The sequence below is a fragment of the Hydrogenophaga sp. GW456-12-10-14-TSB4 genome, from assembly GCF_059424305.1.
Genome location: NZ_JBWKZH010000009.1, coordinates 95,136 through 120,554, shown reverse-complemented (window position 1 = coordinate 120,554; position 25,419 = coordinate 95,136). Strand labels below are relative to the sequence as shown.

Genomic DNA, 25,419 nt, shown 5'->3' with positions numbered 1-25,419 from the left:
CGCCCCGGCCCCGCGCAAAAGCCTGGCTCGCGTGAATCCCCTGCCCGCCGATCCGGCGCTGCAGGCGCTGGCCGCCGCGCTGCCGGCGCGCGTGCGGCTGGGCACCTCGTCCTGGACCTACCCGGGCTGGGCCGGCCTGGTGTGGGACACCGAGTACCCCGAGACCCTGCTGTCCAAGGAAGGCCTGCGCGCCTACGGCCAGCACCCCCTGATGCGCTCGGTGAGCGTGGACCGCAGCTTCTACCGTCCCCTCACGCAAGACCAGTACGCGCGCTACGCCGCCCAGGTGCCGGACGACTTCCGTTTCGTCGTGAAGGCGCCCAGCCACGTGACCGATGCCCTGGTGCGCGGCGAGGACGGGCGGGGCCTGCAGCCCAACCCGGCCTTCCTCGACCCGGCGCTGGCCACGCAGGACTTCGTGGCGCCCGCGCTCGCCGGCCTGGGCCACAAGGTCGGCGCGCTGGTGTTCCAGCTCAGCCCCCTGCCCCGGCACCTGCTGCACAACCTGCCACTGGTGCTGCAGCGCGTGCGCCTGTTGCTGCTCGCGCAGCCGGCGCTGCGGCCCACCGCGCCCGACGGCGTGCTGGCGCTGGAGGTGCGCGACCCGCAATGGCTGGACCCGGTGTTCATGCCTGAACTCGCCGCCGTGCTGCGCGAGGCCGGCGCCACCTGGTGCCTGTGCCTGCACGCCAAGATGCCCCGTCTTGAGCAACAGCTGCCCCTGCTGCGCATGCTCTGGCCCGGCCCCATGGTCTGCCGCTGGAACCTCAACCCGCTGCACGGTGCCTACGGCTACGAAGACGCCCAGCGCGAGTACAGCCCCTACGACCGCCTCCACGACGTGGACCAGGACACGCGCGAGCTGCTGGTGCGCACCATGGCCGGCATCGCGGGCGCCGGCCAGAACGTCTTCGTGACCATCAGCAACAAGGCCGAGGGCTGCGCGCCGCTGTCGGTCCGGGCGCTCGCCGAAGGGCTGGCAGCACGCGACGCTTAGCGGGGCGTGCCCCGACAGCAGGTGCGAAGGAAGTCCAGCACCAGCTCGTTGAACACCACCGGGTTGTCGCGATGCACCCCATGGCCACTGTCGGGGTGACCTCATTTCCGGTGCAAAAAGCCGGTTTAGCAGCTGAGGGTTAACCCGCACTTGTTTAAACTTGGTGGAACCAGCTTGCCAAGCTTCTATCTGCGTTTTGTCGGATCCGACGCCCTTCCCAGGTCTCTTTCAAGACGCGAGGTCGAAGAATGCTTTGCCGTGCCCAAAGCTGATGCTCGAAGCGGGTGTATCTGTCCTTGTACAGCGACGTTATGGATGCGATGTCCGTCGCACCAATGCCCAGTGTTGCTGTCAGGTGGCGCAGCAGCACAGGTGGCAGACCCGAGAGCACATCTGGGTGGCGTCCTGTGGCGCGCAGCATCACCAGTTGAACGGCTGCGCCGAGCCGGGCTGTGCCCCGGAAGCGGGGCGGGCGAAGCTCCTGGATGTCTTCAGCGCTCAGGCCAACGCGCTGGCTTCGCCGCCCTGGACAACACCATTGCGCTAAACCGGTTGAAGGCCTACAGCCAGGAGGTGGTCAATCGACCTCCGTCAGCAATAAAGAACCTGTCCCCTGATCAGGGCGAGCTGGAGATGGTCTCGTTCCTGCACGTGACGTTGCTCGAACAGACAGACCTGGCCGCGGAGAAGCGCTCGGCCTTGCCGTTGGTCTGTGGCCGGTAGGGCCGGGTGAACCGGTGGCGAATGCTCAAGTCCTGGCAGGCCAGGCAAAGTCTCGCGAGCGGAAGGCTGATCCGTTGTCGGTGAGCAGGCGCTGGATGCGCACCCCCAGGCTGGCGTAGTAGGCGTGTGCGTTGCGCAGGAACTGCACCGCGTTGGGGCGTCTTCTCGTCGGGGTGGATGTCGGTGAAGGCAATGCGTGCGTGGTCATCGATGGCCACGAACAGCATCTCCCAGCCGGCACCAGTGACACCGTCCTTGCGGTTGCCCGTCACGCGGTGGCTGGGCCGCACGATGCGCCCGAGCTTCTTGGTGTCGATGTGCAGCATGTCGCCCGGGGCCGCCAGAACGCGCCACACGGTCGCTTCCAGCTCGCGGTCTTGTTGATGGGTTGCAATGTCTATGAGCGCGGCGGCCTGGGCCGACGGGCTTGCGCTGTTGCTTCGACATTGTTCAGACTATGCCTGTTTAGGCATCTCTTCAAAATCTGACTACATAGCCGAAAATACGGCGAGTCGCGACAAGACCCGTGAAGGTGAATCCATTGCCCGCCGTACGGTAAAGCGCTTCATGAAGTGACTCGGTTTGCAGGGTGAACTACCCAACGAATATCTTGGCTGCCTGCTAAACTCTGAACTGTTGGTGCTCGCGGTGTGGTTCACACACCGCAGTTCAACGGGAAGCAGGGGGGAGAGTCCACAAGGACGAACCTAACCTGCGCTGCCCCCGCAACGGTAAGCAGACGAGAGACCTGACGCAGATCGGGCCACTCCGCTTTCATCACGCAGCCACTGGACGACACGCCGTGTCGACTGGGAAGGCGATGAAGGTTGTTCTGTCAGCCCGGATACCGGCCAACAAGGTGGTGGTGCGTCCGACAACGGGCTCGCCGCCGTGACGCTCAAGCACCGTCGGGGAAGGCGGTGAGAGCCCGAGATCCGGTCTGCTTCCTTCGCATGAAATTTCGCAACCTGCGCGCGTTCCCCGTTGGGACGCCACTGGCTTGATGGCTTGCCTTTCGCACGCCCGGCCCCGGCCTTTTTGTTCTCTGGCGGGTACTGCGGTGATCGCCACGATAGAGAACCCCTGTTCGAATGCCCTGTCCACTAGCGTTGTGGCATACATATCCAATGCGGCTGCGGTTGCGGGGCGCTCGATGGGACAAGTGCTCCGGGGCGCCTTCCTGCGCCTCGAGACCGTTGCCTTCGACAACTCAGCCAACGCGCATCCACCGCCATGTCTGTGGGCTCGGTATTTATACGTCCGGCGCCCCATAGAAGGAGATACGCCAAGGGGCCTGCGCGTGAACAGTGTGGGTGGAAAGCTCGACGAAACCACTACCGGCCATAACCTGCCGGGACGAGTGGCTTGCGTGACGCTCAACTCAGTGTCTCAACAGTGAGCACCACTTGCCCCGCCATTCTCGTGACTGCCCCGGCGTCCGGTCAGGGCAAGACCACGGTCACCACCGCGTTGGCGCGTCTTCACGCGCGCGCTGGGCGAAAGGTTCGGGCGTTCAAATGCGGGCCTGACTTCTTGGATCCGATGTGGCTCGCGCTGGCAACGGACCACCCGGTGCACAACCTGGACCTGTGGATGACTGGTGAGCTCGATATCCGTACGCGCCTGCACGCCGCAGCGCAAGAGGCCGATTTGATCATCGTTGAAGGGGTCATGGGCCTGTTTGATGGTGAACCGAGTGCGGCTGATCTGGCGCGGCGCTTCGGTCTGCACGTGCTGGCTGTGATCGACGCATCGGCCATGGCGGGCACGTTCGGAGCGCTGGCCTTCGGTCTGCAGCACTTCCGCCCGGGCCTGCCTTGGGCCGGAGTTCTGGCTAACCGCGTGGCCAGCGGACGGCACGCACAGTTGTTGCAAGATGCTCTGCCTTCGCAAGACGGAGAGCCGACTTCGAGTTGGATGGGTGCGGTGATGCGCAATCCTTCATTCGCCTTGCCCGAACGCCACCTGGGGCTGACAGTGGCGAGCGAGTTGCTCGATGCAATGGCCCGGCTCGATGCCGCTGCCGACGCCTTGCTTAACACGCCGCTGGGCAAGCTGGACTCGGCCGATCTTGCGCGTTGGTCGGTCAGCTTTGACGCCCCTACCGAGCGCCCTTCTTCGATAGCGCCCTTGTTGGCCGGAAAGACGGTGGCGGTGGCGCGTGATGCTGCGTTCTGCTTCATCTACCCTGCCAACCTGGACACCTTGCGCGCGTTGGGTGCGCAGGTGGTGTTTTTCTCGCCACTGGCCAATCATCCCGTGCCCGCGTGCGATGCAGTCTGGTTACCAGGTGGCTACCCCGAGCTGCACGCCGAAACTTTGTCGATCAGCGACACAACCCGCGACAGCCTGGTAGTCCATGTGAACTCGGGACGCCCGGTATGGGCCGAGTGCGGTGGAATGATGGTGCTGTTCGACGCAATAGTGGACTTGGAGGGGCGCAGCCACGTGTCGTGGGGTCTGTTGTCGGGTGTGGTGCGCATGCAGCCGCGACTTGCCGCGCTGGGGCCACAGAAGCTGGAACTGGCGAGAGGCAAACTGCGAGGACATACCTTTCACTATTCAGTCTGCGAAACGGCTCTGGAGCCGGTGCTACATGCGGTCTCCGCGCGCGGTGATGCAAAGGGCGCTGGCGAGGCGGTGTACCAACGAGGTGCCTTGCGAGCCAGTTATTTCCACACCTGGATGGCGTCCAGTCCGACAGCCGCAGCTGCGCTTTTTCTGCCAAAGGTGTTGGCATGAATCAGGACCTGCGGCGCACCAGCTGTCCGACGCAAGAGGCCACTGGGTGCGCGTTGGGCATCGAAGTGATGGCCCCGGAGCTTAAGTCGCCAGTCCGCGTGCAGAGCACGTTGCGAGAGCTCATTCACATACCTGTGATGCCCCACGCGCAGAACATAGGGAGGTGCTGCGTGGACGGGACTGGCTCACGCACGGGTTGTCAAAGCGTGCGCATAGTGCTCGCGCAGCACGTTAGTGTGATCCTGACACAGTCGTCGAGGATTCAAACAGGGGATGAAGCATGACGTCGGGCACGGTGTGGTTCGTGGGCGCTGGTCCTGGCGATCCGGACTTGATCACGGTCAAGGGTCGTGGCTTGATCGAGAGAGCCGGTGCGATCTTGTTTGCGGGGTCGCTTGTCAGCGAAGCCGCCCTGCGCTGGGCGTCAGCAGGCTGCGCGATTGCCGACAGCAAGGACATGACCTTGGAGCAGATGTCGGCTTGGCTCATCGAGCACGCCGCCCGCTGCGATACCGTGGTGCGGCTACAGACCGGCGACCCTGGCCTGTACGGCGCGCTGATCGAGCTGGTGCAGCCGCTGGACGCGGCGGGCGTCGCCATCCAGGTGGTGCCGGGCGTGTCGTCGGCCATGGCCAGCGCGGCCGCGGCGGTGGAAAGCTTGACGCTGCCCGAGGTGACGCAGACCGTGATCTTCACCCGCGTCGAGGGCCGCACGCCCATGCCCGAGGGTGAATCGCTGCGCGAACTGGCGGCGCACCACAGCACGCTGTGCATCTTCCTGAGCATCACCTTGCTGGGCAAGGTGTCGGCCGAGTTGCTGGCGGCGGGCTGGTCGCCCGACGCACCCGTGGTGGTGGTGCATAAGGCCAGCTGGCCGGGCGAAGAAAAAATTGTGCGCGGCACGGTCGTCACCATCCAGGCCCTGTGCCGCGACGCAAAAATCGCCAGCCAGTCCATGGTGATCGCCAGCCCGACGCTGGGGGCCAGGCAATGGACCACCCTGGCCAAGTCCAAGCTGTACGACGCCAGTTTCACCCACCGTTTCCGGCGCGCCAGCGTGCCCGCTTCAACCCTCACATCGGACGTTCGATGAACACTGAAACCATTCTGCTGGTGGGCCACGGCTCACGCGAAGCCTCGGGCAACGACGAAATCTTTGCCTTCGCCGAGCAGTGGCGCCAGCGCCAGCCGGGCTGGCGCATCGAGGTCTGCTTCATCGAGTTCTCCGAGATCACCATGAGCGAAGGCCTGAGGCGTGCCGCCACCGGCGCCAGCCGCGTGATGGTGGTGCCGCTGATCCTGAACGCGGCGGGCCACGTGAAGATGGACATTCCTCAGGCCATCGAGGGCGCCCGCCTCAAGTTCCCGCTGGTGCAGTTCCTGTATGCGCCGCACCTGAGCGCCTGCGACCCAATCCTCGCCATCCTGCGCCGCCGCCTCAAGGGCGCGATGCAGGCGCTCGACATGCCTGACCCCAGCACCACCGGCGTGGTGGTGCTGGGGCGCGGTTCGTCGGACCGCCAAGCCAACGGCGACATGGCCAAGATGGCGCGCTGGCTGCTGGAGGAAACCGACCACGAGCTGGTGGACCTCGCGTTCACCGGCATCACCCACCCCCGTCTGGAAAAAACTGTGCAGCGCCAGAGCCTGCTGGGGATGAAGCAGGTGGTGGTGTTGCCGTATTACCTGTTTAACGGCACGTTGGTGGAACGCATCACCCGCCAGGTAGAACACCTCAAGAGTCAGTACCCGATGTTGCGTTTTGCCTCCACCAAGTATTTCGGGTTCGAAAAGGAAATTTTCGAGCTACTGGAGCAGCGCGTGAACGACCTGCGGCGCAACGCACCGGTCGCGCTGATGCCTTGCGACGGCTGCAAGTACCGCAGTTTTGCCGAAGAACACGGCATGGGCGGGCACCACCATGACGACGCGCTGCCGCACAGCCACGACCACGCTCACCCGCATGAACACCCCCACGCACCTGTACACGCGCACGACTTCGCCCATCACCACGAGCACCCCCATGACCATGCCCGCGCCTGACACGGCCAACGTCGTCACGGAGCAGCTCACCGCCGCAGGCCGTGCCATCGAGCACGACTCGTTTGCCGTGATCGACCGCGAGGTGCTCTCGCACTGCTACACGCCCGGGCAGTGGCCCATCGTGCGTCGCATGATCCACGCGAACGCCGATTTCGACTTCAACGGCCTGACCGACTTCCACCCCCAGGCTGTGGAGCAGGGGCTGGTCGCGATCCTGTCGCGGGCGACCCGCGTGGTGGCCGACGTGGAGATGATCTGTGTCGGCCTGTCGGCGCCGCGCCTGGGGCACTTCGGCATGGGCACGCACCAGTTCATCTCCGACCCGGACGTGATTGAGCAGGCCAAGGCCGAAGGCACCACCCGCGCGGTGCAGGCCATGCGCAAGGCGCACCGGCTGGGCCTGATCGACGGCGCCATCGTCGGCATCGGCAACGCGCCCACGGCGCTCATCGAGATCGTTCGCCTGATCCATGAAGAGGGAGCACGCCCCGCGCTAGTGGTGGGCATGCCGGTAGGTTTCGTGTCGGCGGCAGAGTCCAAAGACCTGATGGCGCTGGAGACCGGTGTTCCCTGGATCGTGATCCGTGGCCGCAAGGGCGGCTCCACCCTGGTGGTCGCAGCGATCCACGCGCTGCTGGGCCTGGCCGAAGCCAGGGAGCTGGCCGCATGATGAAAAAAGACGCGCCCCGCGGCACCCGCACCGGTTTCACCACCGGTGCGTGTTCCGCTGCGGCGGCGCGTGCGGCCGCCATCGGCCTCGTCACGGGTGCGGTGCCTGGCGAGGTCGAGTGCCTGCTGCCCAATGGCGACCGGGTGACCTTCGCCGTGCAGGACGGGCGGGTGGATGGCAGCGGCACCCAACGGACCGCCCACGCCATGGTGATCAAGGACGCGGGCGACGACCCGGACTGCACCGACAAGGCCCACCTCACCGCCGACCTGCGCCTGCTGCCCGAGCAGGCAGGCCAGGTGGTGTTGGCGGGCGGTGTCGGCGTCGGCACCGTCACCATGCCCGGCCTCGGCCTGGCAGTGGGAGGACCTGCGATCAACCCGGTGCCGCGTCGCAACATCGAGGCCAATGTGCGCCTGGTCGGGCAGGGCCTGCTGGACGAGACGGGCCTGGAGGTGCGCATCTCCGTGCCGCAGGGCGAGGTGATGGCGAAGAAGACGCTGAACGCGCGCCTGGGCATCCTGGGCGGCATCTCCATTCTGGGCACCACCGGTATCGTCAAGCCGTATTCCACCGCCGCCTATCGCGCCAGCGTGGTGCAGGGTGTGCAGGTGGCGGGCACCCTGGGCCACGGCGTGGTGGTGCTGACCACCGGCGGGCGCACCGAGAAGTTCGTGATGGAAGAAATGCCCGAGCTGCCCGAGCCGGCGTTCGTGCAGATGGGCGACTTTTTGCGTTACGCCATGGGCGCGGCGGTGAAGGCCGGGTTGAAGAAGGTCGTCATTGGCGGCATGGTCGGCAAGCTGACCAAGATCGCCCAAGGCGAAACGATCACCCACGCGGGGCGCGCCGAGGTTGACACCGGTCTGCTGGCCGATCTGGCTGCCGGCGTTGGCGCGCCGCCCGACGTCTGCGAGGCCATTCGCGGCAACGAAACGGCGCGCTACGCCGGTGAATGCATGGATGCGCTGGGCTTGGGCATCGCGTTTCACACCGCGCTGGCACGCAAGGTGATCGAGACCCTGCGCACGCGCTACCCCGATCAATTTGAACTGCAGGTGCTGGTCTGCGATTTCGATGGAAAAAAAATAGCGGAGGCTTCTTGACCCTTGACCCTGTGATTGAAAAATGCCGAATCCTCGGCGTGCTGGACGATGGGATCGTCAGCCTTGGCGCCAAGGCGCTGGAGCATCTGAGAGCGGCCCAACTGGTGATTGGTGGCGCCCGCACGCTGCAGATGTTCGCGGCGCACATAGAGCCCGCTGCGGTCCAGCGCGACCTGACCGGTGCGCTGTCACAGGTGCCTGAGTGGATCCGCGCCGCGCAGACCGAGCGGCTGCGCGTGGTTGTGCTGGCCACGGGCGATCCGCTGTGCCACGGCATCGCGGCCTACCTCGCGTCGCGCCTGTGCATCGAGGCCATCGAGGTGCTGCCGAACGTGTCCACGCTGCAACTCGCCTGCGCCCGCATGGGCCTGCCCTGGCAAGACATGAAATTCTCGTCCGTGCACAGCAAGGACGCGGGTGACTGGGTGCCGGGTGCCACGCCCGGACACGGTCTGTACGCCCTGTTGCGTGACATCCGCCAGCACGACCGCCTGGCCATCCTGACCAGCCCGGACAACACGCCAGACCGCATCGCCCGCATGCTGGTGGCCGAGGGTCTGGCCGATGACTTCGAGATGGCGGTGGCCGAACGCCTTTGCCAGTCCACAGAGCGCATCGTCAGCGGCATGGCCATCGGCGCGGCTGCGCAGATGCCCTTTGCCGACCCCAACGTCGTGCTGCTCTGGCGCAGCCGCCTGCTCGCGCCGCAGGTGCTGCTGGGCCTGCCAGACGCGAGCTTCGAGCAGCGCCACCCCGAGAAGGGGTTGATCACCAAGCACGAGGTGCGGGCCGTATCGCTGGCACGTCTGCAACTGCGCGCCGACAGCGTGGTCTGGGACATCGGTGCGGGTTCGGGCTCGGTCGGACTGGAGGCGGCGCGCCTGTGCCGCAACGGCCATGTGTACGCGATCGAAAAGAATGCGGACGACGCGGCCATCGTGCAGCGCAACCGCCTGGCCATGGGCATCAGCAACCACACCCTGCTGCATGGCAAAGCGCCCGAGGGCCTGCAGGACTGGGCCGACCCGGACGCGGTGTTCGTGGGCGGTTCGGGCGGTGAGCTGGCCGAGTTGATCACGCTGGTCCTCCAACGCCTGAGACCGCAGGGCTGGCTGGTGATGAACTTCGTGACGATTGAAAATCTGGGGGCGGCCGTGGACACCTTGAAACGCCTGGGCGCGGGCTGGGACGTGCTGCAACTGCAGGCCTCGCGCAGCAAACCCATCCTGCACATGCACCGCATGGCGGCGGAGAACCCGGTGTGGATCGTCTGCGCGCAGGCCGGAGGTGTGGCATGACGCAAGCTGGCACGCTGTTTGGCGTCTCCCTCGGCCCCGGCGACCCGGGCCTGATCACCCGCCGCGCCTGGGCGCTGCTGGAACGGTGCGACACCATCTGGACCTACCCGGTGCGCAGCCTGCGCAAAGAGAGCTACGCGCTGGACATCGCGGTCCGCGCCGGCCTGTCCTTGCCCGAGCGGCACCAATCGTTGCTGTTCCCGATGACGCACGACGCCGAAAAGCTGGCGCGCCACTGGTTGAAGGCGGCCGAGACGGTGCGCGAGCTGCTGGCCAGCGGGCAGGACGTGCTGTTTCTGGTCGAAGGCGATGCCTCCACCTACGCCAGCTTCTGTTACTTGGCCCGCGTGCTGCGCGAACTGGACGACGATGCCCGCATCGAGATCGTGCCCGGTGTGACCTCGTTCAACGCCGCCTGCGCGCGGTTGCAGGTGCCGCTCTCCGAGCAGGACGACACCATCGCCATCGTGCCCGCTGCCTACGGCATCGCGGCAGTGGAGAAGATGCTGGCCGACTTCGACACCCTGGTGCTGATGAAGGTCAAGCCGCTGCTGGACGATCTGATCGACCTGCTGGAGCGGCGTGGCCTGCTGGCGCACAGCCTCTTCATCGAAAAAGCCGGCTCGCCGGTGGAGCGCATCGTCACCGACGTGGCGCAGCTCAAAGGCACCCCGGTCAACTACCTGTCGCTGTTGCTGGTGAAAAACCCCGGGCGCGAGCGCGGCGAAATGCAACGCGGCTGCCGCAAAAAGACAAGCACCGAAATCGAAGAAGAGGAAACCCAGGAATGACCACCCCCGAAACCGCTGTGCGCGTCGTCCTCGTGGCGATCACCAAACACGGCGCCCAGCAGACCGCCGATCTCGCGCGCCAGATGCCCGGGGCCCACGTGTGCGTTGCGACCAAGTTCGCGCCGCTGATGGCGGGCCTGCCCAACCCGGTGCGCGCTTACAGCGGTGCCTTCCGCGACGAGATCGCCACGCTGTTCGCCGACTTCGATCAGGTGGTGTTTTTTGTGTCGCTGGGCGCCGTGGTTCGCCTGATCGCGCCGCACCTCAAGAGCAAAGACGAAGACCCGGGCGTGCTGGTGGTGGACGACGCGGCCCAGTTCGTGATCCCGGTGCTGTCGGGCCACGTGGGTGGCGCCAATGCCATGGCCGAAACGGTGGCCGCCTTGCTCGGTGCCACGCCGGTGCTGACCACGGCTTCGGACGTGGGCAAGACCATTCCGGTGGACATCCTGGGTCGCGAGTTGGGGTGGAAGGTTGAGGCGCCCAAGATCAACATCACCCGCGTGTCGGCTCACGTGGTCAACGGCGAGCCTGTTGCCGTGGTGCAGGAAGCGGGCAGCCCACACTGGTGGACCCGGCCCACGCCGCTGCCACCCAGCATCCACCGCTTCGAGCGCCTGGCCGACGTAGACCTGGCGCGTTTCAAGGCCGTGCTGTGGATCACCCACGCGCCAGTGACCGACGCGCACTGGGCCGAGCTGCACGAGCGCCTGGTCGTTTACCGCCCGCCGGTGGAGACGGAGGCGTGAACGTGGCTGTGGGCCTGGGTTGCGACCGCGGCACGCCGCTGGTCACGCTGCAGGACGCGCTGCGGGCGGCGCTCGCGCAGGCCGGGGCGTTGGCCCCGGATGTGGTGGCAGCGGCCAGCATCACGCTCAAGGCTGACGAAGCGGGCCTGCTCGCCCTGGCCGCCGAACAAGGCTGGGCCATGGCGTTCTACGCCCCTGCCCAGCTCGCCGAGGTGCCGGTGCCCAACCCGTCGGAGACCGTGCGCCAGTACACCGGCACGCCCTCGGTCAGCGAGGCCGCGGCCCTGCTGGCAGGCGCCCGAGCGCTGGGCCATGAACAGGCTTTGCCTATGACCGCCCTGCTGGTCGAAAAATTCAAATACCGTGGCGCCGATGGGCGCCACGCCACGGTTTCCATTGCCCGCTGTGACAGTTTTCTTTTTCTCAACCCTGAATGGAGCACGCCATGAATTCATCCACCACCACCCCCATCGCCGACGCCCAGCGCGTGAGCGCCACGCGTAGCCTGCTGCTGCAACTGTCCGCTGGTGCCGCGCTGGGCCTGGTCGTCCTGTACGGCGTGGCTTTTGCTGAAAGCCCCATCGCGCACAACGCCGCGCACGATGTGCGCCACGTCACGGTCAAACCCTGTCACTAAGAGAGTCTCCCCCGCCGCGCTTCGCGCGACCCCCTCAAGTGGGCAACGCGAGTGGCCCGGCAAAGCCGGCTCCACCGCGTTCCCGGTTGGGGCACTTAGGGCGTTTCGGATCGCGCGGCCGACGGGTTGCCACCTATCTGTATATGGAGAGTTTCATGATTTTTCGACGATTGATCTGGGCGGCGCTGGCCGTGGCCATGCTGGTGGGGAGCTTGCAAACTGGCCTGCAGCAATGGCAGACCATGCCGATCATCTTGGCGGCTGAGGGGTTCGAAAGCCAGAAGGTGGAGACTGCATTGGCCGTTGCCGACACGCACGCACACGGGGACGGTGCGGCGCACGACCATGGCGACGCCGAAGCATGGGCGCCCGCTGAAGGGGTGGAGCGCCAGCTCTGGAGTTGGGTGGCCCATGTGCTGCACGCGTTCAGCATGGCGCTGCTGGTGTTGGCGGTGATGGCAGTGTGCCAATGGCGCGGCACCACCCTGCGCGCCTTGCCGCTGGCCGCTTGGGTGGCCGCCGCTGGTTGGCTGAGCTTTCACTTCTGGCCTTCGATAGGTCTGCACGCCGAGATTCCCGGCATGGACGCCGCCCGGCTGGGTTCTCGCCAGGGCTGGTGGGTGCTCGCGGCGGGAGCCGCGGCGCTGGCCTGTGCGTCGGTGGCGCTGATGCGCACCCCCCTGCGCTGGGCCGTAGCAGCCGGCTGGCTGGCGCTGCCCTTCGTGGTCGGCGCGCCGCACATCATGGCCGACCCGCTGGCCGGTTTCACGGGTGAGGCCCAGGTGGCGCTGCGCCAGTTGGGCAGCCAGTTCATCTGGGCCACCACCTGGTTGTCGCTGTCGTTCTGGGTGAGCATGGGCGCGTTGGCCGGTCTGGCCTTCCAGCGCTGGCTGCGCCCCGCCGTAGCGGCCTTGCTGGAGCGCTCGGATGCAGGCCATGCCTCCGCTATGAAAGCCCCGCAATGAGCGACGTCAAAGGCAAGATCATGCTGGTGGGCATCGGTCCCGGCAGCCACGATCACATGACCCAGCGAGCGCGAGACGCGATCGCCGAGGCCGATGTGGTGGTGGGTTACGTCACCTACATCAAGCTCGTGGCCGATCTGCTGGAAGGCAAGGAGGTCATCCGCAAGGGCATGACCGAGGAGCTGGACCGCGCGGTCCATGCCCTGGCCAGCGCCCGCGAAGGCAAGAAGGTGGCTCTCATCTCCAGCGGAGACGCCGGGGTGTATGGCATGGCCGGGCCGACCTATGAAGTGCTGTTCCAGGCCGGCTGGACGCCCGAGTCGGACGTGCAGGTCGAGGTGGTGCCGGGTGCCTCTGCCATCAACGCCTGCGCGGCGCTGGTGGGCGCGCCCCTCACGCATGACTTCTGCTCCATCTCGCTGAGCGACCTGCTCACGCCTTGGCCGGTGATCGCGCGGCGGCTGGACGCGGTCGCGGCGTCGGACTTCGTGGTGGCGCTCTACAACCCCAAGAGCGGCCGCCGCACCCAGCAGATCGTGCAGGCGCAGGCGCTGTTGCTGCGCCATCGCCGGCCCGACACCCCGGTGGCGGTGGTCAAGTCGGCCTACCGGCGGCGCGAGCGCATCGAGTTCACCACGTTGGACAAAATGTGCGATTGCGACATCGGCATGCTGACCACGGTCCTGATCGGCAACAGCCACACCTTCGTGCAGCACGGTCTGATGGTCACGCCGCGCGGCTACGCCAACAAGTACGACTTGGACGACGGTGGCAGCACCCGCACGGGGGAGAAAGCAGGACGCTCGCTCTCAACCGGCCTGCTGGGCTGGATGGAGAATCTGCATGCCGACCATGCCGATGGCGCGAGCTTGGCCGCACTGGCGCAGCAGCACCGGCTGCCAGTGGACTACGTCGAAGCCGTGCTGAACACACCAGTCGAGGAAGCAGTGGCCGCATCGGCGGATGCAGAGGATCAGGCCGAATAAGGCGCTCCCGCGCGCGGCACTTCGCCCCTGAGCAGACTATGCCAACCACAACCTGATGCCACCCACGAGATCCGTTCCATGAGCTACATGGTCAAAGAAGTTTTTTACACCTTGCAGGGCGAAGGCGGCAACGTCGGCCGTGCGGCAGTGTTCTGCCGGTTCGCCGGTTGCAATCTCTGGTCCGGGCGGGAAGCCGATCGCGCGAGCGCTCAATGCCAGTTCTGCGACACCGATTTTGTCGGCGTGGATGGCACTGGTGGGGGGAAGTTCGATTCGGCACAGGCGCTGGCGGACCGGGTTTCGATACATTGGCCCACGTCGATGGGGGGGCGGAAGCTGGTCGTGCTGACGGGCGGTGAACCCTTGCTGCAGGTCGATGCCGCGTTGATCGACGCGCTGCACCGCTGCGGGTTTGAGATTGCGGTGGAGACCAATGGCACGATCGATGCGCCAGCGGGGGTGGACTGGCTGTGCGTTAGTCCCAAGGGCCGCACATCCCTCAAGATTCGTGCAGGCCACGAGCTCAAAGTTGTCGTTCCCCAGTCTGGCATCGACCTGGACGCGTTGATCGAACTGAACTTCGAGCGCCATCTGCTGCAGCCCATGGACGGCCCTGAGCTGAAAGAAAACACCCTCTGGGCCATTGAGTACTGTCTGCGTGACCCCCGCTGGCGCCTGACCCTACAAACCCACAAGATGGTTGGAATCCGATGACATTCGAAATTTCGCAAAGCTTCTTCTTTGACGCCGCACACACCCTTCAGCGCGAGATCGAGACTGAAGCCAGCACGCGTGTGCATGGGCACACCTACCGGGGCGAGGTCGCGGTGATGGGTGCCGTGGACCCCAACACTGGCATGGTGGTCGATCTGGTCCAGCTGCGTTCGCTGCTTGTGCAGGTGCGCGAGCAGTTGGACCACCGGCTGCTGGACGAGGTCCCCGGCCTGGGCATTCCGACCCTCGAAAATCTCTGTGCCTTCATTGCCCAGTTTGCCGCCATGTCGGACTTCCGCCTGAGCCGTGTTTCGGTGTGGCGCGACGGTATCGGGGACCGGTGTGATTTGCGCTTCGCGCGCACCCTTCCTTTCCAAGTCTGATATGCACGAACCCATCAAGCCTCACATCGGCGGCTACAAGCGCCACCTGTTGGTCTGCACCGGTCCACGTTGTACGCAGGATGGCGCCTCGCAGACCCTGTTCGATAGCCTTGGCAACAAGTTCAAGGCCGCTGGTTTGCACGAGGGCGAGTTGCGCGTGAAGCGCAGCCGCGTGAGTTGCTTTGCCGCCTGCAAGGGCGGGCCGGTGATGTGCGTGCAGCCCGACGGCACCTGGTACTACAACGTGACTGACGCCAACATGGACCGCATCATCGACCAGCACCTGGTCGGCGGACAAGTGGTGCAAGAGCTGGTGTTTCATCAGGGCCCGGGAGGCGTTGATGCCGAATGAGTCGGGCGCCAGAGGCTTTGTCTCCATCGTCGGCGCAGGTCCCGGTCCGGCCGACCTGATGACTCAACGCGCGCTTGATCGCTTGCAAAGGGCTGACGTAGTGATGTACGACCGACTGATCTCACCCGAGGTGCTGGCGCTGATTCCGCAGGGGGCGCAGCGCGTGTTTGTTGGCAAGGCCTCGGGGAACCACGCTCTGCCACAAGAGGGTATTCACGCCTTGCTGATTCAGCACGCGAGGGCCGGCCAGCGGGTGGTCCGGCTCAAGGGAGGGGACCCATATGTGTTCGGCCGCGGTGGTGAAGAGGTGCAGGCCTTGAGGGCCGAGGGCATTGCTTTTGAGGTCGTGCCCGGTATTACGGCAGCCACCGGCTGCTCGGCGGCGGCGGGTATTCCCCTTACCCACCGAGACCTCGCGGCCAGCTGCGTGTTCCTCCCAGGACACTTGGCTGACGACAAAGCCACGCACGAGTGGCGGGCGCTGGCGCGCCCCGGACAAACGCTCGTGTTTTATATGGGTATCCAGCGTCTAGCCCACATTGCGGAGCTGCTGATCGCCCACGGCCTGTGCCCAAACACCCCAGCGGCCGTCGTACGCGACGGCACGCGCCCCACACAAACCGTGGTGGCCTGCAGTCTGCGCCGCTTGGTTGAACGAGCCCCGGCCTATGATACCCATCCCGGTCTGCTGATCATTGGCGAGACCGTGCGACTTAGCCCGGAATTCCATGCGGAGTGAAACGCCAACGGCTGAGAAGTCCTACGACAAGGCCGATAGAGAGTGCCGAGGCTTCGTCAACGCCTGTGACGGCAGGGGCAAAGTGGCATCCGCCGTCGGCATGGTCCCGCACGATCAATGTAGTGGAAAGACAGTAGGAATTCACGGCGCTTGTAGCTACCCATTTACCGCTTCAGCGAGCACAGCACGATCGCACAGATCGCAGCTATCAACGAGGGCTGACCGAATTGACCAAGAATAGGCGAGCATCCAACGCGAACATCCCGTCGTAGTGCGGCATCGAAACTGAGCATGCCATGCCCGACAAACCTGCCCGCGATCAGACCTTCTCCCCGGCCGAGCGAGACGCTGTTTACCGAGCCATTTTTGAGCGGCGCGATATGCGCCACTTCGCGGGTGGAGCGGTCCCACCCGAACTGATGCGCCGGCTGCTCACCGCCGCGCACCATGCGCCCAGCGTGGGTTTCATGCAGCCCTGGCGTTTCTTGCGCGTGGCGTCGCCAGTGCTGCGGTGCAAGTTGCAGGCATTGGTGGAGCAAGAACGCGTGCAGACCGCCAGAGCGTTGGGTGAGCGGGAAGACGCTTTCATGCGCCTCAAGGTCGAGGGCATCAACGACGCGGCCGAGGTCTGGGTGGTCGCGCTCGCAGATGGACGTGAGCGGCATGTGTTTGGTCGCAGGACACTCCCACAGATGGACCTCGCCTCGACTGCCTGCGCGATCCAGAACCTCTGGCTGGCTGCCCGGGCCGAGGGGCTTGGCATGGGTTGGGTCTCGCTGTTTGACCCAATCGCTGTGGCGTGCCTGCTTGGAATGCCCGACGGGGCCGAGCCGATCGCTCTGTTATGCATCGGTCCCGTGCATGATTTTTACGAGGAGCCGATGCTTCAACGGCAACGGTGGGCCTCGCGTTGCGCGCTGGACGATGTGCTGTTTGAAGACACCTGGGCGCAGCCTCTTGGATCGACGGGATCGACGTCACCGCGCTAGCGCCCTAGCCGCACGCATCGTCTGACAAAACAGGGCAGTGAAGACGGATTGGATCCGGGCTGCTCGACAATCCCCCGTGCCAAGCCTTGGCCCGGCAAATAACCATGCGGGGCGGCATGAACGACCATTGCGCGCAATCTTTAATTGAGGTGGCCTGCGTGTACCGGATGCTCGCGAAGGTAGCGCTTGTAGTTGATGGCCTGGTCACAGTCTGCACGTCGGCCCACATGCCCGAAAGCAGTGTGATTCGCCCAACGGCCCGTACAAAAGGCCGTTGAGCGATGTTTGAAGGAGTGAGTTGCTCGCGGGTACCGTAAAAATGGTTCAAAAATCGAACCAGTCAGCGTGACGCGTAGTCACCCAACTCGCGAGCGAAGAGGGTAACTTCAGTTCTGCACCTTCAGCGTGCACCCCCACCGCCGCCACCGCCGGAGCCGCCGGAGCCACCGCCGGAGCCACCGGCGGAACCGGAGCCGGAAACGCCGCCGCCCACTGCGGCACTAACTGCTGCGCCAACGGTTCCAGTCGCGTTTGAAGCGGCGGATACCGCAGCGGCAGCGGTCGGACTCGCGCTGCTGGAGATCGAGGCAGAAGCGGCAGGGTTAGCAGTCTATGCCGACACACCGCCAATGCTGATCGCAATCGAACTTGCTGCCAAGATGAACAAATTAACTCTTTTGAATGTACTCACTTCTAAAACTCCTTATTCAAAAATATTACCGGTCAATAGGATCGGGCCGCTCCATAGCTCAGCAGGTGATATCAATGTACTGGAATCTGATGGTTCTGAGTGTCTTAAATTGTTTCATATTCGAAACCGTGCGATTGTTGGCATCAAGGTGAGATGCATTGGTGATCAGATTGCTTGCAAGTGGATAAACGGTTGAAATTGAAGATCAGTCGGCCTCCTAAACTTCGTTGTTTTTGTTTGATTTTTTAAACCCGTAGCAGCGATATTTCTTGTGCTCATGACAATGGAGTTAATTTAGGCTGCATTGAATGCAATTTGGTACTACACCTAAACATTTAATCAACAGGTGCGCGCTGGACTATCTCCGGGGTGGCCAGCCCCCACCCCCCGCACGGCATCGTTAATTATGGTGCTTAGAGCTCGCTGAGGAAGAGAAGGTAAGTCTGAAAAGGAGCATAGTCAACCGGCAATTTAATGGCAAACCAGCCGAAAGGCTGGGACGCAAAGCTTCCGGCCTAAAGTGCTTCCAAGCGCAACGGCAGCGGGGCCGCCGGTTCAGGGCCCGTCAGCCCTTTACCGGCCTCTCTTTGTTCTTTTTAGAGGCCAGTATGCATACCCCCAGTTCTTCTCAGGCGGCGGCGCGCCGCAAGCTCTACGCCAAGTACCTGCTGGCATCCGCGGCGCTTGCGGTCCTCACCGCGTGCGGCGGCGGGAGCGGCACAGGTGCCGCCTCCGCAAACGATACGACGCAACAAATCAGTGGCTCCGTGATCGACGGTCCGATTGAAGGCGCCATCGTTTTCCTCGACTTGAACAACAATCAAACGCACGATCCTGGCGAGCCCATGTCGCTTCCGACCAATGCAGCTGGCGCGTTCACGCTGGTGGCACCTCGGTTGACGCAAGCCCAGGCGGCCCTGGCCACCTTGGTCACTCACGTGCCAGACACGGCGCGCGACGCGGACGATGATGGACTGGATCTGCGCGCAGCTGGGCGTCGTGGCTTTACGCTTATGACCCCGGCGAGCGCGTATGTGCAAATCTCGCCCAACGGAGACAACGTTTCCGGCGCCTCCCTGCTCAGCCCGCTTACCACCCTGGTGGCGGCCGAGATGGCGCTCAACGGACTCAGCCTTGCCGATGCCAAGGCTGCGGTGAGTCAGCAACTTTCCTTGCAAGACAAAGACCCGCTGACGAATTTTGTGCGATCCAGTGATCGTGCGCTGGGCAACCTTGCACGAGCCGTGGCGGTGGCTCTGGGTGAAAACGGCAAGCTGATCGCCGATGCAGCGCGCAGCGAAGGCGGGCAATCGGCACGCGAGCATGTTGCCGCGACCGTGGAGGCTCTCAAGGCTCAGCTTCCCTCGCTGCTCGCCAATGTCGACTTTCAGTCGCCGGCACCTGTTCCGGTGGCGGACATCGTCGCTCAGTTGCCCGTCAGTGCCTTGGCAACGGCCGCTGCAGCCGCTGAGGAAAGTGGCACCGTCCAGACTTTCCGCCGCTACATTGTCGTGTTCAAGGACGGTGTGGGCCAACCGAGTGCGCGTGCGCAGGACGCCATGCGCGGGCGCGGGCGCGGCGGTGAGATCAATTTCACATACACCAACGTGGTCAAGGGCTTCGCTGTCACCTTGCCAGAAGCGGCTGCTGATGCTTTCTTGGAGGCAATGGAACTCAACCCAAACGTCGATCACGTCGAGGTGGACCAGCCCGTGGCGCTGCGTCAGACGACACAAACCAGCGCGACTTGGGGGCTGGATCGCACCGATCAGCGAGATCTGCCGCTCAATGGTAACTACACCTACTTTGGGAACGGCAGCGGCGTTCGCGCCTATGTGGTCGACACCGGCATCTTTGCGGCCAACGCAGACTTTGGTGGGCGCGTTGCCAGCGGCTACACCGCCGTCAACGACGGTAACGGCACTTCGGACTGCAACGGCCATGGCACTCATGTGGCAGGGACCATCGGTTCGTCCACCTGGGGCATTGCCAAAAGTGCGACCTTGGTCCCGGTGCGGGTGCTGGACTGCAACGGCTCGGGCACATTGAGCGGCGTCATCGCGGGGTTGGATTGGGTCGCTGCCAACGCAACTCGCCCTGCGGTGGTGAACATGTCGCTTGGTGCCGGTGCCTCGTCGACGCTCGATGCGGCTGTTGCCAACACGGTCGCCAAGGGCATCACGGTTGTGGTGGCCGCCGGCAACGACGCCGCCAATGCTTGCAACTACTCGCCTGCACGCGAGCCAACGGCGATCACGGTAGGAGCGACTACCACCATGGATGCGCGGGCGTCCTACTCCAACTACGGCACCTGCCTCGATTTGTTTGCGCCCGGCAGCAGCATCAAATCAACTTGGTCGACCTCAACGACAGCAACCAACACCATCAGTGGCACGTCGATGGCTTCTCCCCATGTGGCGGGACTTGCTGCGGTGTTGCTACAAGGAACACCCAGCGCCTCGCCGACTCAGGTGAACGAGGCGATCAAGGCCTCGGCCACGGTCAACGTGGTCACGAGCTCAGGCTCGGGCTCGCCAAACCTGCTGGTCTTTTCTGGTAGCGAGACCTCTACGAGCGAACCGCCGCCCACCACTTCGACGATTGCGTCCGTGGCGACTCTGACAGGCTCGGGCAAGCTGGTTCGCAACGGCTGGCGCGCGACGGTGAGCCTGGGTGTTGTCGACGGCAACGGTCTGCCGGTGGCGGGCGCCGTGGTGGTTGGTGACTTCAGCGTGGGAGGAGCGTCAGTGAATTGCACAACCAACACCAACGGGCAGTGCAGCATCCAGAGTGGCAACATCAGCAAGCGGACGTCCGAGACCACATTCGCCGTCAGCGGAATTACCGGCACGAACCTATCCTACGACGCGTCGAAGAACATCGTCAGCAATGTTACGGTGCGCCAACCCTGACGCCTATCGCGCTGCGGTCTTCGCCTGCGATCAGCGAATACCAGGGTTGGCCGCCCCTGCGGGTACGGCAGGTTGTTCGAGATGATTTGATTGGTTGGCCACGAGGATCAAAGTACACTGCCCTCTGCTCCGGGGTGCACCGGACCTGAAAAGGTCGGGCGCTGAGACGGCTTACCAGCCGAACCCGTGAACTTGATCCGGTTAGTACCGGCGAAAGAAGAGCGCATGCCCCACGCGGCATGTGGGCGAGCACCTCCTCCGTTCTCACGGCGGAGGTGGTTCACCCGCCATCGCGGTCCATGGGGCGGTCCTCCGGAGCATTCACTGCCCATCCACCGGAACCGGAGACCGCCCCCATGAATGCCCCCGATCAACTCCCCGTCTCGACGCTGGCCCTCAGCCGCGAGCCCTTCCCCGCCTCCCGCAAACTCTACGTGCCCGGCCAGCAGCCCGGCGTGCGCGTACCCATGCGCGAGATCGCCCTCACCAATGGCGAACGTGTCGTGGTGTACGACACCTCGGGCCCCTACTCGGAGCCCTCGACCATGATCGACGTGACGCGCGGCCTGCCCGATGTGCGCGGCGCGTGGATAGCGTCGCGTGGCGACACCGAGACCTACGCTGGCCGCGCCCGTCAGGTGCTGGACGACGGCGTGAAGAACGAGGCCCGCCAGAACGACACCACCATCGAACGCATCGAAGCGCTGCGCGCGCAAGCCGCCGGCCTGCAGCGCACGCCTCGCCGTGCCAAGAGCGGCATGAACGTGACGCAGATGCACTACGCGCGCCGCGGCATCGTCACACCCGAGATGGAATATGTGGCCGTGCGCGAGAACGGCAAACGCGAGTGGATGGCCGAGTACCTGGGCGACACCGCTCGCGAGGCTCGCCTGCGCGGCAACCCCATGGGCGCGCGCATCCCGGACATCATCACGCCCGAGTTCGTGCGCGACGAGGTGGCGCGCGGCCGCGCCATCATCCCGGCCAACATCAACCACCCCGAGGTCGAGCCGATGGCGATCGGGCGCAACTTCCTGGTCAAGGTCAACGCCAACATCGGCAACTCGGCGGTCACGTCGAGCATCGAGGAAGAGGTGGACAAACTGGTGTGGGCGATCCGCTGGGGCGCGGACAACGTGATGGACCTCTCCACCGGCCGCAACATCCACACCACGCGCGACTGGATCGTGCGCAACTCGCCGGTGCCCATCGGCACGGTGCCGATCTACCAGGCGCTGGAGAAAGTGGGTGGCGTGGCCGAAGACCTGACCTGGGCGATCTACCGCGACACGCTGATCGAGCAGGCCGAGCAAGGCGTGGACTACTTCACCATCCACGCCGGCGTGCGCTTGGCCTACATCCACCTCACGGCGAACCGGCGCACGGGCATCGTTTCGCGGGGCGGCTCCATCATGGCCAAGTGGTGCATCACGCACCACCGGGAGAGTTTTCTCTACGAGAACTTCGACGAGATCTGCGAGATCATGAAGGCCTACGACGTGAGCTTCTCGCTTGGCGACGGCCTGCGCCCCGGCAGCGCGGCGGACGCGAACGACGAGGCGCAGTTCGCCGAACTCAAGACGCTCGGCGAGCTCACCCAGACCGCGTGGAAGCACGACGTGCAGACCATGATCGAAGGGCCGGGCCACGTGCCCATGCACCTGATCCAGGCCAACATGGACGAGCAGTTGAAGCACTGCCACGAGGCGCCCTTCTACACGCTGGGCCCGCTCACCATCGACATCGCGCCCGGCTACGACCACATTGCCAGCGCCATCGGCGCGGCCATGATCGGCTGGATGGGCACGGCCATGCTCTGCTACGTGACACCCAAGGAACACCTGGGCCTGCCCGACCGCGACGACGTGAAGCAGGGCCTGATCGCCTACAAGATCGCAGCCCACGCAGCCGACATCGCCAAGGGCCACCCGGGCGCCCGCGCGCGCGACGACGCCATGAGCAAGGCGCGTTTCGAGTTCCGCTGGCACGACCAGTTCAACCTCGGCCTCGACCCGGACACGGCGCGCGAATTCCACGACGAAACCTTGCCCAAGGACAGCAGCAAGGAGGCGCACTTCTGCAGCATGTGCGGACCCAAGTTCTGCTCGATGAAGATCACGCAGGACGTGAGGGACTACGCTGAAAAACAGGGATTGAGCGAGACCGACGTCCTCGCTCGGGGCATGGCCGCGAAGTCGGCCGAGTTCAAGGCCGCGGGCGGCGCGTTCTATGTGCCGGTGGACACCTTGACCCGCAAGGCGTGACATCCGGCGAGCAGGGCGGGCACACCGAGATCTGCTGTCAAGACCGAGAGCACATCGCGGGCCCGGCCATGCAGATGGCAGAGCTGAAGCACCGTCGCGAACTGGAATCGCCGCTCAGCGGGCGTTCTCCAAGTACCAATAGCTGCGCTGACGGCGAGGCGAAATCAAAGGGTTGACCTTGGTCACCTCGATCGGAGACGCCTTTGGGTTGACGCCGCCTATGATGAAGGGGACCCGTTTCTGGGCTTCGCTGGTGCTGCCATCGACGTTGGTTTTGGTGTATGTCACTTCGACCGTGCCTGCCACGGCGCTGGGTGGTAATGCGCCCGCCCCAACCTCTATCGTCACGGTGTAGCGGGAGGCAATGGACGGTGGAACGATCACATTCAAGGCTGTCAAAGTAGCCGCAAATGCTCGCGTGTCGAGAAGGCGCTGTTGCTGTCGCAATGCGAGGTCTTGCATCAGCGCCTGGACTTCAGCGCGCTTGGATCGGCGCACATATTCTTCGTACGAAGGGTAAGCAATGGTCGCGAGTATCCCCACGATGGCAACCACGATCATCAGTTCAGGGGTGATATCGAATTCGGCGCAAATGACCCGGTTAGGGCGTACGGGTTAACCCGTGATCCCCTATGGATCTCCGGCATCGACCATCATGTCGAAGTAGGCAAGACTCTGTGCAGCCCTTGAGTTGGATTCCGATCAGGGCCTGAGTGGTCACGCGCCGGTATGCGTCGGCGATGAAGCGCCCCTCGCAAAATTGGCGTGAACTGGCGTGAACTGGCGAGAAGGCCTTTCTCGGCAATCGTCACGCAACTGCTGCTCAGGCCGCGCTCGTTTGCGCTCGGCATACTTGGCACCCACTGAATCGGTCATTCAGGCATGCCCATGCTATTCGTGCAAACAGCAGGCAAGTACTCAATCAGCCACTTCATCTGCGTGGCGTCATACCAGTTTGCGCTGTCCAGAACCGGCGTACCTGAGGTGGGCGGCTGGTTTGAAGAATGGGCTAACACCGTGTGGGAATCGGGCCCAGGTTCGTCAACCACCGTGGCCTTGACCTGCCTCGCGAGAACGCTCAGCACCGTTGTGCCGCCCGCCAGCGCGCGAGATTCAATGCGTAGATCGCAGTCCTTGCTCAGTTCGTAACGCCAGCGGTCATCCAGGTAGTTGCGTTTGCCAATGATTTCCATGGCTTGGAGCGTCGCCTCGCGACTCATGCCGTGTTTCAGGACAAGAGCTTCATCTTCGGTAGGGTAGCCATCTGCGCACGCACCAAGCATCAGGATGGAGTACCAAAAGGCGACGACCTTGAGGCAAACCCTTGCGCTCATACGGGGTGTGACACTTCGTCAGTGCTCTCTACCGTGTCCTGCGGCATGCGGGTAGCCAGCACCTTGTCGATGGAGCGACCGTCCATGTCCACGATCTCGAGCCTCCAGCCCTCCCAGGTCACCATGTCGGTCACCTTCGGCAAGCGCCCCGTGAGCAGCATCATCATGCCGCTGAGCGTGTGATACCGCCCACGCTCTTCGTCGGGAACTGCGTTCAGACTCAATCGGTCTTTCAGCTCAGGCACGGGGATGTGACCGTCAAGCAACCAACTGCCGTCCTCGCGCTGCATGGCCCACGAGGTCTCCGGGTCACGCGGGCTGAATTCGCCAGTGATGGCCTCGATCAGGTCCTGCAGTGTCACGATGCCCTGCACCTCGCCGTACTCGTCGATCACGAACGCCATCTGGACACCGGATTGGCGGAAGTTGTCCAGCAACTCCATGCCGGTGATGGTTTCAGGGACATACAGAGGATCCTGCAACGGCTGATTGGTCAGCTCGCGCGATTCGCCGCGCAGTGCCTGGGTCAGCCACTTGCGAGCATTCACCACGCCCACCACGTTGCTCAAGCTGCCACGCACCACGGGAAAGCGTGCATGGTCGGAAGCTTCCACGCGTGCCATGTTCATCTCGAAGCTCTGATCCAGATCGAGAACCACGACGTCGTTGCGTGGCAGCATGAGGGAGCCGATCTGCCTGTCATCAAGGCGGAACACATTGCGCACCATGGCATGTTCATGGGACTCGATCACACCGGCGGTGGTGCCTTCGGCCAGCATCGCGTGGATCTCCTCTTCTGTCACGGCACTCGTGGTGGACTCCTTCACCCCCAACAAGCGCAGCAGTGCCCGGGTGGAGACAGACAACAACAGCACGAAGGGTTTTGTGGCGATGGCCAGCCAGTCAATAGGCCGTGCTACCAGGCGCGCCAGGGTTTCGGGATGCGACTGCCCGATGCGTTTGGGCACCAGTTCCCCCACCACGATGGAGAAGTAGGTGATGAGCACCACAACGAGACCAGTGGCACCGTACTGGCTGTACGGATCGGGTACTCCCACGGAGGCGAGCCACAGCGCCAATGGTGCGGCGAGCGCCGCTTCCCCCACGATGCCGTTGAGCACACCAATCGACGTGATACCGATCTGGATGGTCGAAAGGAATCGGGTGGGGTCCTCTCCGAGCTTGACCGCAGCGGCGGCCGATTTGTCACCCTCGTCTACGAGTTTCTGCAGCCGCACCTTGCGAGCAGAGACGAGCGCCAACTCTGACATGGCAAACAAGCCATTGAGAAGAATCAGCGCGAAAAGTATGGCGATTTCCATGGGGTCAACTTT

At 64.3% G+C, this 25,419-nt stretch carries 25 protein-coding genes, 1 pseudogene and 3 riboswitches; of the genes and pseudogenes, 21 read left to right on the top strand and 5 right to left on the bottom strand.

Annotated elements, in window-relative coordinates; translation table 11 throughout:
* The coding region (locus tag AC07ZS_RS07295; RefSeq protein WP_494797919.1) for a DUF72 domain-containing protein at positions 1 to 997 on the top strand (997 nt) is incomplete at its 5' end.
* Between the two features lie 154 nt (positions 998 to 1,151).
* Here AC07ZS_RS07295 and AC07ZS_RS07290 read toward each other — a convergent pair.
* Both AC07ZS_RS07290 and AC07ZS_RS07285 read right to left on the bottom strand, forming a co-directional pair.
* Complete coding sequence (locus AC07ZS_RS07290; RefSeq protein ID WP_494797923.1) at positions 1,152 to 1,499, bottom strand: DUF4158 domain-containing protein; 348 nt, start codon at positions 1,497 to 1,499, stop codon at positions 1,152 to 1,154.
* Positions 1,500 to 1,683: 184 nt separating this feature from the next.
* Positions 1,684 to 2,058: pseudogene (locus AC07ZS_RS07285) on the bottom strand (DDE-type integrase/transposase/recombinase); the annotation flags it as partial.
* 282 nt (positions 2,059 to 2,340) lie between these two features.
* Positions 2,341 to 2,590, top strand: a riboswitch (cobalamin riboswitch).
* 525 nt (positions 2,591 to 3,115) lie between these two features.
* Between AC07ZS_RS07285 and AC07ZS_RS07280 the strand changes: the two are divergent.
* The 20 genes from AC07ZS_RS07280 to thiC all read left to right on the top strand — a co-directional run bounded on the left by AC07ZS_RS07280 (position 3,116) and on the right by thiC (position 22,751).
* Positions 3,116 to 4,462: a cobyrinic acid a,c-diamide synthase CobB gene (locus AC07ZS_RS07280; RefSeq protein WP_494797922.1), complete on the top strand. Its 1,347-nt coding sequence runs from the start codon at positions 3,116 to 3,118 to the stop codon at positions 4,460 to 4,462.
* A 280-nt stretch (positions 4,463 to 4,742) separates the two neighbouring features.
* Positions 4,743 to 5,555, top strand: a complete 813-nt coding sequence (cobM, locus tag AC07ZS_RS07275) for a precorrin-4 C(11)-methyltransferase (RefSeq protein WP_494797918.1) — start codon at positions 4,743 to 4,745, stop codon at positions 5,553 to 5,555.
* Entirely contained in the window at positions 5,552 to 6,505 is a 954-nt protein-coding gene (locus tag AC07ZS_RS07270; RefSeq protein ID WP_494797917.1) for a sirohydrochlorin chelatase, read from the top strand. The genes cobM and AC07ZS_RS07270 overlap by 4 nt, the downstream gene beginning before the upstream one ends.
* Positions 6,486 to 7,175: a precorrin-8X methylmutase gene (locus AC07ZS_RS07265; protein ID WP_494797916.1), complete on the top strand. Its 690-nt coding sequence runs from the start codon at positions 6,486 to 6,488 to the stop codon at positions 7,173 to 7,175. The genes AC07ZS_RS07270 and AC07ZS_RS07265 overlap by 20 nt, the downstream gene beginning before the upstream one ends.
* Positions 7,172 to 8,281: a cobalt-precorrin-5B (C(1))-methyltransferase gene (locus AC07ZS_RS07260; RefSeq protein WP_494797915.1), complete on the top strand. Its 1,110-nt coding sequence runs from the start codon at positions 7,172 to 7,174 to the stop codon at positions 8,279 to 8,281. Before AC07ZS_RS07265 ends, AC07ZS_RS07260 begins: the two co-directional genes overlap by 4 nt.
* Positions 8,278 to 9,579, top strand: a complete 1,302-nt coding sequence (gene cbiE, locus AC07ZS_RS07255; RefSeq protein ID WP_494797914.1) for a precorrin-6y C5,15-methyltransferase (decarboxylating) subunit CbiE — start codon at positions 8,278 to 8,280, stop codon at positions 9,577 to 9,579. Before AC07ZS_RS07260 ends, cbiE begins: the two co-directional genes overlap by 4 nt.
* Positions 9,576 to 10,370: a precorrin-2 C(20)-methyltransferase gene (gene cobI, locus AC07ZS_RS07250; protein WP_494797913.1), complete on the top strand. Its 795-nt coding sequence runs from the start codon at positions 9,576 to 9,578 to the stop codon at positions 10,368 to 10,370. Before cbiE ends, cobI begins: the two co-directional genes overlap by 4 nt.
* Positions 10,367 to 11,119, top strand: coding sequence for a cobalamin biosynthesis central domain-containing protein (locus AC07ZS_RS07245; protein ID WP_494797912.1), 753 nt, complete (start codon positions 10,367 to 10,369; stop codon positions 11,117 to 11,119). Before cobI ends, AC07ZS_RS07245 begins: the two co-directional genes overlap by 4 nt.
* Positions 11,116 to 11,568 carry a cobalamin biosynthesis protein gene (locus AC07ZS_RS07240; RefSeq protein WP_472890505.1) on the top strand — a complete coding sequence of 151 codons (453 nt, stop codon included), beginning with the start codon at positions 11,116 to 11,118 and terminating at the stop codon, positions 11,566 to 11,568. The genes AC07ZS_RS07245 and AC07ZS_RS07240 overlap by 4 nt, the downstream gene beginning before the upstream one ends.
* Positions 11,565 to 11,756 (top strand): CbtB domain-containing protein, encoded by a 192-nt coding sequence (locus AC07ZS_RS07235; protein ID WP_494797911.1) that lies wholly within the window; start codon positions 11,565 to 11,567, stop codon positions 11,754 to 11,756. The genes AC07ZS_RS07240 and AC07ZS_RS07235 overlap by 4 nt, the downstream gene beginning before the upstream one ends.
* Positions 11,757 to 11,911: 155 nt before the next feature.
* Complete coding sequence (locus AC07ZS_RS07230) at positions 11,912 to 12,721, top strand: CbtA family protein (RefSeq protein WP_494797910.1); 810 nt, start codon at positions 11,912 to 11,914, stop codon at positions 12,719 to 12,721.
* Positions 12,718 to 13,707: a precorrin-3B C(17)-methyltransferase gene (gene cobJ, locus AC07ZS_RS07225; protein WP_494797909.1), complete on the top strand. Its 990-nt coding sequence runs from the start codon at positions 12,718 to 12,720 to the stop codon at positions 13,705 to 13,707. The genes AC07ZS_RS07230 and cobJ overlap by 4 nt, the downstream gene beginning before the upstream one ends.
* 78 nt (positions 13,708 to 13,785) lie before the next feature.
* On the top strand, positions 13,786 to 14,421 hold the full coding sequence (queE, locus tag AC07ZS_RS07220) for a 7-carboxy-7-deazaguanine synthase (RefSeq protein WP_494797908.1): 636 nt from the start codon (positions 13,786 to 13,788) through the stop codon (positions 14,419 to 14,421).
* Positions 14,418 to 14,804: a 6-carboxytetrahydropterin synthase gene (locus AC07ZS_RS07215; RefSeq protein ID WP_494797907.1), complete on the top strand. Its 387-nt coding sequence runs from the start codon at positions 14,418 to 14,420 to the stop codon at positions 14,802 to 14,804. The genes queE and AC07ZS_RS07215 overlap by 4 nt, the downstream gene beginning before the upstream one ends.
* A gap of 1 nt (position 14,805) precedes the next feature.
* Entirely contained in the window at positions 14,806 to 15,156 is a 351-nt protein-coding gene (locus AC07ZS_RS07210) for a (2Fe-2S) ferredoxin domain-containing protein (RefSeq protein WP_494797906.1), read from the top strand.
* On the top strand, positions 15,146 to 15,895 hold the full coding sequence (cobA, locus tag AC07ZS_RS07205) for a uroporphyrinogen-III C-methyltransferase (RefSeq protein WP_494797905.1): 750 nt from the start codon (positions 15,146 to 15,148) through the stop codon (positions 15,893 to 15,895). The genes AC07ZS_RS07210 and cobA overlap by 11 nt, the downstream gene beginning before the upstream one ends.
* A 296-nt stretch (positions 15,896 to 16,191) precedes the next feature.
* Positions 16,192 to 16,884, top strand: a complete 693-nt coding sequence (gene bluB / locus AC07ZS_RS07200; protein WP_494797904.1) for a 5,6-dimethylbenzimidazole synthase — start codon at positions 16,192 to 16,194, stop codon at positions 16,882 to 16,884.
* A 629-nt stretch (positions 16,885 to 17,513) separates the two neighbouring features.
* Positions 17,514 to 17,771, top strand: a complete 258-nt coding sequence (locus AC07ZS_RS07195; protein WP_494797903.1) for a hypothetical protein — start codon at positions 17,514 to 17,516, stop codon at positions 17,769 to 17,771.
* A 270-nt stretch (positions 17,772 to 18,041) separates the two neighbouring features.
* Positions 18,042 to 18,130: riboswitch (cyclic di-GMP riboswitch) on the top strand.
* Between the two features lie 53 nt (positions 18,131 to 18,183).
* Positions 18,184 to 20,487 (top strand): S8 family peptidase, encoded by a 2,304-nt coding sequence (locus AC07ZS_RS07190; RefSeq protein ID WP_494797902.1) that lies wholly within the window; start codon positions 18,184 to 18,186, stop codon positions 20,485 to 20,487.
* A 120-nt stretch (positions 20,488 to 20,607) separates the two neighbouring features.
* Positions 20,608 to 20,723: riboswitch (TPP riboswitch) on the top strand.
* A 120-nt stretch (positions 20,724 to 20,843) separates the two neighbouring features.
* Entirely contained in the window at positions 20,844 to 22,751 is a 1,908-nt protein-coding gene (gene thiC, locus AC07ZS_RS07185; protein ID WP_494797901.1) for a phosphomethylpyrimidine synthase ThiC, read from the top strand.
* 114 nt (positions 22,752 to 22,865) lie between these two features.
* On the opposite strand, the gene AC07ZS_RS07180 is transcribed toward thiC, so the two are convergent.
* The 3 genes from AC07ZS_RS07180 to AC07ZS_RS07170 all read right to left on the bottom strand — a co-directional run bounded on the left by AC07ZS_RS07180 (position 22,866) and on the right by AC07ZS_RS07170 (position 25,407).
* Positions 22,866 to 23,312, bottom strand: coding sequence for a type IV pilin protein (locus AC07ZS_RS07180; RefSeq protein ID WP_494797900.1), 447 nt, complete (start codon positions 23,310 to 23,312; stop codon positions 22,866 to 22,868).
* Positions 23,313 to 23,623: 311 nt separating this feature from the next.
* Positions 23,624 to 24,085 carry a hypothetical protein gene (locus tag AC07ZS_RS07175; protein WP_494797899.1) on the bottom strand — a complete coding sequence of 154 codons (462 nt, stop codon included), beginning with the start codon at positions 24,083 to 24,085 and terminating at the stop codon, positions 23,624 to 23,626.
* Positions 24,082 to 25,407, bottom strand: coding sequence for a hemolysin family protein (locus AC07ZS_RS07170; protein WP_494797898.1), 1,326 nt, complete (start codon positions 25,405 to 25,407; stop codon positions 24,082 to 24,084). The genes AC07ZS_RS07175 and AC07ZS_RS07170 overlap by 4 nt, the downstream gene beginning before the upstream one ends.
* Between the last annotated feature and the right edge of the window lie 12 nt (positions 25,408 to 25,419).